Here is a 7,457-nt window from a genome sequence, read left to right on the forward strand (position 1 = left end):
TTCAGGGTCGTATGGGGGCAGTGGAGAGAAGTGGTGGATCAGTGGACGGCGGTGGATGCCGGAGTAGGCGCGGTGTGTTCCTCCTTCGACTCGGTCGGAGCCAGGTGAGCCGGATCCAGATCAATGCGGCGCAACAGCTGGGCGTTCAGGGCCACCACGATGGTCGAGGCAGACATCAAGATCGCGCCCACGGCCGGGGACAGCACGAACCCGATCGAGGCGAGCACTCCGGCGGCCAGCGGCACGGTGAGGATGTTGTAGCCAGAGGCCCAGATCAGGTTCTGGATCATCTTGCGGTAGCTGGCCTGGGACAGCTCAATCATCGACAGCACTGCCCGCGGGTCATCACTGGCTAGGACCACCCCGGCAGATTCCATGGCCACATCCGTGCCGGCACCGATGGCGATACCGACTTCCGCGCGGGTCAGAGCGGGGGCGTCATTGACACCGTCACCGACCATGGCCACGCTCAAACCCCGGTTCTGCAGCTGCGTGACCTTGGTGTCTTTGTCCTGGGGCAGGACCTCGGCGAAGACCTCATCAATGCCTAGGTCCTGACCGACGGCGTGGGCGACCTGCTGGGCGTCGCCGGTGATCATCGCGACCTTTACCCCGCGGTCCTGCAGGGCTTTCACGGCTGCGCGGGATTCGGGGCGGATCTTGTCCTCGACGGCCACCGCACCGATGATCTGACCGTCGCGGACAATATGGAGCACACCGGCCCCACGCCCGGTCCAGGCGCTGGTGGTGTCAGTGAGCTCGGCCGGGGTCGTGAGGTTGAACTCGCGCAGCATGTTCGGCCCGCCCACGAGGATTTCAGCGCCATCGACAGTGGCCCGGACCCCTCGGCCGGAAGCGGCGTTGAAACCAGTTGCACGGATTTGCCGACGGGAGGCCTCGGGATGGGCGGCCGCGGCCGCCACGATGGCGCGGGCCACGGGGTGCTCGCTGTCGGCCTCCGCGGCGGCGGCCAGGGCCAGCAGCTCGCCCTCGGTGACGCCGACAGCTGCCGCGACACCGGTGACCGCGTGTGCACCCTCGGTCAGGGTGCCGGTTTTGTCGAAGAGCACCACGTCGATGGTGCGCATCCGCTCGAGCGCCATCCGGTCCTTGATGAGCACCCCGGATTTCGCGGCCCGCTCGCTGGAGATCGCAATGACCAGCGGAATCGCCAGGCCCAGGGCGTGCGGACAGGCGATGACCAGCACCGTGACCGTGCGCACCACGACATCGTCCGGACTGCCGATGATGGTCCACACCACCGCGGTGATCAGAGCGGAGATCAGCGCGAACCAGAACAACAACGCCGCCGCCCGATCCGCCAGGGCCTGGGCCCGGGAGGAGGACTCCTGGGCGTCGGCAACCATGCGTTGGATCCCGGCCAGGGCGGTGTCCCCGCCGGTAGCCTCCACCCGGATGCGGACGGTGTTGTCGGTGGCCACGGTACCGGCGACCACCTTGTCACCGGTGTCGCGGAAGACGGGACGGGATTCGCCGGTGATCATCGCCTCATCGAATTCGGCGGCTCCGTCGAGGATGGTTCCGTCGGCCGGCACCCGGGCACCGGCCCTCACCAGCACGACGTCGTCGACGACCAGCTCGGAGATGGCCACGGTGCGGGTGGTCCCGTCGATGATTTTCTCGGCCTCATCCGGCAGCAGGGCAGCCAGCGCGTCAAGCGCGGAGGACGCGGCCCCGAGAGCGCGCATCTCCAGCCAATGGCCCAGCAGCATGATGGTCACCAGCAGGGCCAGCTCCCACCAGAAGTCCAGGTCAAAACCGCCCAGCCCCAGAGTGGTGACCCAGGAGGCGACAAACGCCACGGTGATGGCCATGGCGATCAGGAGCATCATCCCGGGTTGGCGGGATTTCAGTTCTTTCCATCCGCCCTTGAGGAAAGGCGTGCCGCCGTAGACGAAGATGATCGTTCCCAGCACCGGGGGGATCCAGGTGGATCCGGGGAATGCCGGGAGGTGGTAGCCGAGCAGGTGGGCGACCATGGGGCTGAAAATAGCGACGGGAATGGACAGAATCAGCGACCACCAAAAGCGGTCCCGAAACATTGCGGTGCTGTGTCCGGCGTGTTCGCCGTGGCCATGAACGTGGTGGTCTTCGTCCAGGGCGGAGTGCGGGTGATCGTGGGGCATCGCCTGGCCGTGGTTGTCGGCATCTGCGTGGTGTTCGTGGCTGGCATGATCCGGGTGGTGGGTGTGGTCTGTTTCCGGAGCAGGGTGATCACCATGGTGATCACCGGAATGGTGGGGAGTGCTCATGACGTTCCTTTCGCTCAACTCGGTCGGGGTCGAGATGATGGGTGAACTGATCAGGATAAGACGGTATAGCCGGCCTCCTCGATGGCCCGGCGAACCATCTCCGGAGGTACGACACCGGTGACCGTGACGGTGGAAACACCACCAGCAGCGAGATCAATCTGGACGTCGTCAACCTGGGAGAGGGCCTGAAGGGCCTGGGTCACGCTTTTCGCGCAGTGCCCGCAGGTCAGGCCGGTAACCTGGTAGCTAGGGGAGGACCCTCCTGCTGACGAGTCGCTGGCGGCAGGGATGGAGGCGGTGTCAGCGCGTGAGGCAGGTCCGCAACAGCTGCAGCCGTGGGAGGCCATCGGCAAGAGGCGGGGCGGGGAGGTGATCATGGGAAAGCTCCTTCGGTTCGGTGGGGTGCGGCGATGCCACTCTCTAGCGTATACCCCCATGGGGTATATTTTCAGCATACCCCCTGGGGGTATATTTTCAAGGGGTGGAGGGCCCGGCCCTCACGCGGGGCAGGGTGTGGTCACCGAGCAGCCTCCTCACTGTCGGGAGGGGACAGCGGGAGGCGGAGGGCAAATACCGCTCCGCGACCGGGTCCGGGGGAGGTGGCGGTGAGAGTGCCGCCGTGGGCCTCGATCAATGCCTTGGAGATGGTCAGACCGATACCGGCCCCGGCGTCGTCCCGGCTGCGGGCGGCATCCCCCCGGTAGAAGCGTTCGAAGATGTGTCCGAGCTGGTCAGGTGGGATGCCCTCGCCGTCATCGGCGACGTGAATGAGCGCGGTGGACGCTCCCTGTCGGTGGACGCTGATCCGGACCTCCCCGCCGGCCGGGGTGTGCCGTAGCGCGTTCGACAGGAGATTGCTCATCACCTGGCCGAAGCGTTGTCGGTCCACGAGCACCCGGGCGGTGTCTGTAATGGTCTCGACCTGTAAATCGACGCCTTTGTCAGCATAAGCTTCCCCCGCGGCAGCAGCGGCGGTATGGAGCAGATCCCCGAGCCCTTCCTCCGCCAGGTCCAAATCGATCCGGCGTTCCTGGGCCCGGGAAACATCGTCAATGTCTTCCATCAACCGGGTCAGGCGGGTGAGTTGGTCAGCCATGATCGTGTGGGTGGCATTATTCCAGTCCACGACCCCGTCTTGGAGACCATCGAGGTAGACCGTGAGCACCGATAAGGGGGTGCCCATTTCGTGGGCCAGATCAGAGAGCATCTGGCGGCGGACCTGTTCGGTGTGTTCCAGCCGGTCGGCCATGGTGTTGAAGGCATGCGCCAGGGTGGTGACCTCGGGGCCTGCTTTTCCGGCGGGCACGCGGATACGGGAGTTGCCGGCCGTCAGGCCGGTAGCGGCGCGGGTGAGATCCTGCAGGGGGGTGCGCAGACGACGCGATAACCACAGGCTGGCCAGCAGGGCGCAGATCAAGGCGGTGGGCAGGGCGACCACCAGGGTGATCAGGTTAGCGCCCCGGTAGGCCTGCTCGGCATGGAACAGCTCCAGCGAGGGGTCCTCCCGGCCGGTCATCAACATATGATCGTGGAACAGGGTCGGGCCCACCATCGTGGCCACGGCCGCGGCCACTAGCAGGCTAATCACCACGACCAACACCTGGGCGGCCAGGAAGCGGAAGGTCAGGCCGGGTCCGTGATTCATGGCTGCCCCACCCGGTAGCCCACGCCACGCACGGTGTCGATAAATCCCCGGCCCTGGGTGTCGGTGCCGAGCTTGCGACGCAAGTTGCCGATGTGGACATCGACGATGCGTTCATCACCGACCCAGGTGGTGTCCCAGACCTCGGTGACCAGGTCGTGGCGGGTCAGCACCTGGCCGGGGCGCAGGGCCAGGGCAACCAGCAGCTCGAACTCCGTGCGGGTGAGCTCCACGGTCGTCTCCCCCACCCGTACCTCATGGGCGACGGGGTCAAGGATGAGGTCACCAACGATCAAGGGGGTGGTCACCTGCGGTGGGGTGGTGCTGGTGCGTGGACGGCGCAGCACCGCATGCACCCGGGTCACCAGTTCCCGGATGCTAAAAGGTTTGGTGATGTAGTCATCCGCCCCCAGGGTCAAACCGCTGATCTTGTCGTCCTCGCTGCCACGCGCGGTGAGCATGAGGATGTAGCAGTCCGAGAAGGTGCGGATCCGTCGGCACACCTCCAGGCCGTCGAGTTCGGGCAGCCCCAGATCCAGCACCACAACATCGGGGGAAAAGCGACGGGTCTCGTCCACGGCCTGGGTGCCGGTGTGCGCCTGGCGGGTATCGAAGCCGGCCCGGATGAGGTAGGAGGCCACCATCTGAGCCAGGGGTTGTTCATCATCGACGACCAGCACCCGCCCCGGGGGCGTGGCGGTGGTCGGTGTGCGGTCAGCCATAGACCCCAGTATCGCTCCGGCTAGGGGGGAATACCACCCTCGCTCAGTGCCCGGCGGGGAAATCTTCATCAAATCTTCAAACATCACCCTTCGACCGCCGTCACCCCTGTGCCCCATCCCGGGTCGGCGGCATCGCCTCCCCTGGTCGGTTCAGCAGGCGCCACCAGGGATTTCACTGTCTGCACCGCATACCCGGGGCGGGTAGAAGGCCATAGCCCACGGCTGTGGGGTGGTGTCCCGGTGGTGACCCAGCCCACCGAATTCACCCCCTTTTCGCCCTGTTATAAGGCTGTGAGCAGGGTTTTTGATTTCTAGTCCGTCAGGCACCCGTGCTAGATAAAGGTATGGCATCGACCTTGAGGCGGTATCTTCTCATGGTCTTACCACGATCCAAGGAGATTGACGTGAAACGAGCAGCGATCGCAGCCGCCGCCCTTGCCCTCGCCCTCACGGGGTGTTCGGCCGCCGACCCGGAACCCACCGCCGACGGGACGGTGTCTCAGGATACATTCCTGACTACCCATGGCCTGGCCGGCATGGACGCGGTGGAGATCATTGATCACCTCGACCGGCAGAAGGTCTCTGAGCGTCCCACGGATCTGAACGCTTCAGTGCGTGCCGATGAACTGCTGCTCTCGAGCGATGACCAGGAAGTCGTGGTCGATCTTCCCGACAATCAGACGTATGTCTCGATCGCACCCTATCTCACCTCCACCCACGACTGCTTCTACCACAGCCTCACGACCTGCCTGGGGGAACTCGACAATGAGGATATCCAGGTCACGATCACCGATGAGGCGACCGGTGAGGTGCTGGTGGACGAGGCGACAACCACTTTCGACAACGGGTTTATTGGCTTCTGGCTTCCCGATGATGCCACCGGCCTGATTGAGGTGAGCTACCAGGGGCGTACCGGCACCGCGGAGTTTTCCACCGCCGACGACGGTGCCACCTGTGTCACAGACCTGCACCTGACGTGATGGCTCAGCAGGGTCCTCACCTGCGCCTGTCTCCCGTATCACTGAAATCTAACACCAAGGAAGGTTAAATCATGATAAACGGATTTTCCCGACGACAGTTTCTGCTCGGCGGACTCGTCCTCGCCGGCACCGGGGCCGTGGCCGCCTGCACCAGCGACCCTGGACCCGCTGCCTCGGCACCAGGTTCCTCCCTTCGCCCCACTCCCACCCCCACTGCGCTCGGTGAGCCGACGGTGCGCAGGACACTGACCGCTCGGCCCCTCTCTCTGGATATCGGCGGTATCGAAGCCAAGACGTGGGGATACGTCTCTGACACCGGGGATGCGGCCATTGAGGCCACCGCCGGCGACGTCCTCCAGGTCGATATCACCAATGAACTGCCTGAGAGCACCTCCATCCACTGGCATGGCATCGCACTCCACAACGCAGCCGACGGTGTGCCCGGCATGACCCAGGACCCCATTGAACCTGGCGAGTCTTTCTCCTATGTTTTTGAAGTCCCCCACGGTGGCACCTACTTCTACCATTCCCACTCCGGCCTGCAGCTTGATCGCGGCCTCCACGCCCCACTGATCGTCCGTGACCCGCAAGACGCTGAGGACCAGGACGTCGAGTGGACCATCGTGCTCGACGACTGGGTCGACGGCATTCAGGGCACTCCCGACGACGAGCTCGACAAGCTCACCGGAATGGGTTCAGGCGACCATAACGGGAAGAAGGGGATGGGAGGTCACGGCCATATGATGCACGGCACCCCGGACCGGGTACTGGGCGGGGACGCCGGCGATGTGATGTATCCGCACTACCTCATCAACGGACGTATCCCCCGTGCTCACCGGACCTTCGAGGCTCGCCCGGGCGACAAGGCCCGCCTGCGGTTTATCAACTCCGGCGGTGACACCATCTTCAAGGTGGCCCTCGGTGGTCACCGCATGACCGTCACCCACACCGACGGCTTCCCCGTCCAGCCCCGGGAGACCGAATCGATCTACCTGTCGATGGGCGAGCGTGTCGACGTCGAGGTCATCCTCGGCGACGGCATCTTCCCGCTCACGGCTTTGGCGGTGGGTAAAGACGACCGCGCCTTCGCCGTCATCCGCACCGCCGGCGGCCAGGCCCCCCACCCCGATGTCGACTTCCCCGAGTTGTCGTCCACCGGACTGCTTCTGTCCTCCCTGAAGCCAGCAGACCGTGCACTCCTACCCGAGGACACACCAGACCGAGAAGTCAGCATCGACCTGGACGGGCAGATGATGCCGTACGAATGGAGCATTCTCACCGACGGCCAATCCTCCTCCGCGACCGTGCAGGAGGGCCAGCGCCTGCGGATGGTCATGCGCAACAGGACCATGATGCCCCACCCCATGCACATCCACGGCCACACGTGGGCGCTGCCCGGCAGCGGCGGACTACGCAAGGACACCGTCCTCCTCCGCCACGGTGAAACCATGATCGCCGACCTGATCGCTGACAACCCCGGTGAGTGGGCATTTCACTGCCATAACGCCTATCACATGGAAACCGGGATGCTCAGCTCGCTTCGCTACGAGTAACCCCCACAGCAGGGTTGAATGCCGAGGTGGGCGGGGGTGTCCCCCGAGTAGTGAACACGGCGTTGGTGTCAGGGGTGAGCAATGTGTGCCAGGAGTCAACGGGATTGAAGTATGCGTCAGCGCGCACGGCAGCAAGTTCAATGATGCGGTCGTAGCGCTTATTAAAGCCGGTGGTTTCGGTATCAATGACCACAGCGTGGGGTGTAGCGGTTCAGGAGGTTTGCTAAAAGCCCATGGCCCCAAGCCTAGAGGCCCATACCGACATGCCCGCCTAAACGCTATCGAAC

7 protein-coding genes are annotated in these 7,457 nt (G+C 64.6%); 2 read left to right on the top strand and 5 right to left on the bottom strand.

Annotation, left to right across the window (positions count from 1 at the left end; genetic code table 11):
• Positions 1-38: 38 nt before the first annotated feature.
• The 4 genes from QP915_RS11485 to copR all read right to left on the bottom strand — a co-directional run bounded on the left by QP915_RS11485 (position 39) and on the right by copR (position 4,637).
• Entirely contained in the window at positions 39-2,273 is a 2,235-nt protein-coding gene (locus QP915_RS11485; RefSeq protein WP_284769420.1) for a copper-translocating P-type ATPase, read from the bottom strand.
• Between the two features lie 50 nt (positions 2,274-2,323).
• Positions 2,324-2,650, bottom strand: a complete 327-nt coding sequence (locus QP915_RS11490; RefSeq protein ID WP_284769421.1) for a heavy-metal-associated domain-containing protein — start codon at positions 2,648-2,650, stop codon at positions 2,324-2,326.
• A 140-nt stretch (positions 2,651-2,790) separates the two neighbouring features.
• The gene (gene copS / locus QP915_RS11495) at positions 2,791-3,918 is read right to left on the bottom strand and encodes a two-component system sensor histidine kinase CopS (RefSeq protein WP_284769422.1); all 1,128 of its coding nucleotides are present in this window, start codon (positions 3,916-3,918) and stop codon (positions 2,791-2,793) included.
• A complete protein-coding gene (gene copR, locus QP915_RS11500) occupies positions 3,915-4,637 on the bottom strand; it encodes a two-component system response regulator CopR (RefSeq protein ID WP_284769426.1) in 723 nt (240 codons plus the stop codon). Before copR ends, copS begins: the two co-directional genes overlap by 4 nt.
• Before the next feature lie 404 nt (positions 4,638-5,041).
• Here copR and QP915_RS11505 point away from each other — a divergent pair, with 404 nt between their 5' ends.
• Both QP915_RS11505 and QP915_RS11510 read left to right on the top strand, forming a co-directional pair.
• Complete coding sequence (locus QP915_RS11505) at positions 5,042-5,617, top strand: CueP family metal-binding protein (RefSeq protein WP_284769423.1); 576 nt, start codon at positions 5,042-5,044, stop codon at positions 5,615-5,617.
• A 71-nt stretch (positions 5,618-5,688) separates the two neighbouring features.
• Positions 5,689-7,170 carry a multicopper oxidase domain-containing protein gene (locus QP915_RS11510; protein WP_284769424.1) on the top strand — a complete coding sequence of 494 codons (1,482 nt, stop codon included), beginning with the start codon at positions 5,689-5,691 and terminating at the stop codon, positions 7,168-7,170.
• Here the strand turns inward: QP915_RS11510 and QP915_RS11515 are convergent.
• Entirely contained in the window at positions 7,148-7,363 is a 216-nt protein-coding gene (locus QP915_RS11515) for an exonuclease domain-containing protein (RefSeq protein ID WP_284769425.1), read from the bottom strand. The genes QP915_RS11510 and QP915_RS11515 overlap by 23 nt on opposite strands.
• Positions 7,364-7,457 lie beyond the last annotated feature (94 nt).

The sequence above is a fragment of the Corynebacterium sp. MSK158 genome, assembly GCF_030229085.1.
Lineage (GTDB): Bacteria > Actinomycetota > Actinomycetes > Mycobacteriales > Mycobacteriaceae > Corynebacterium.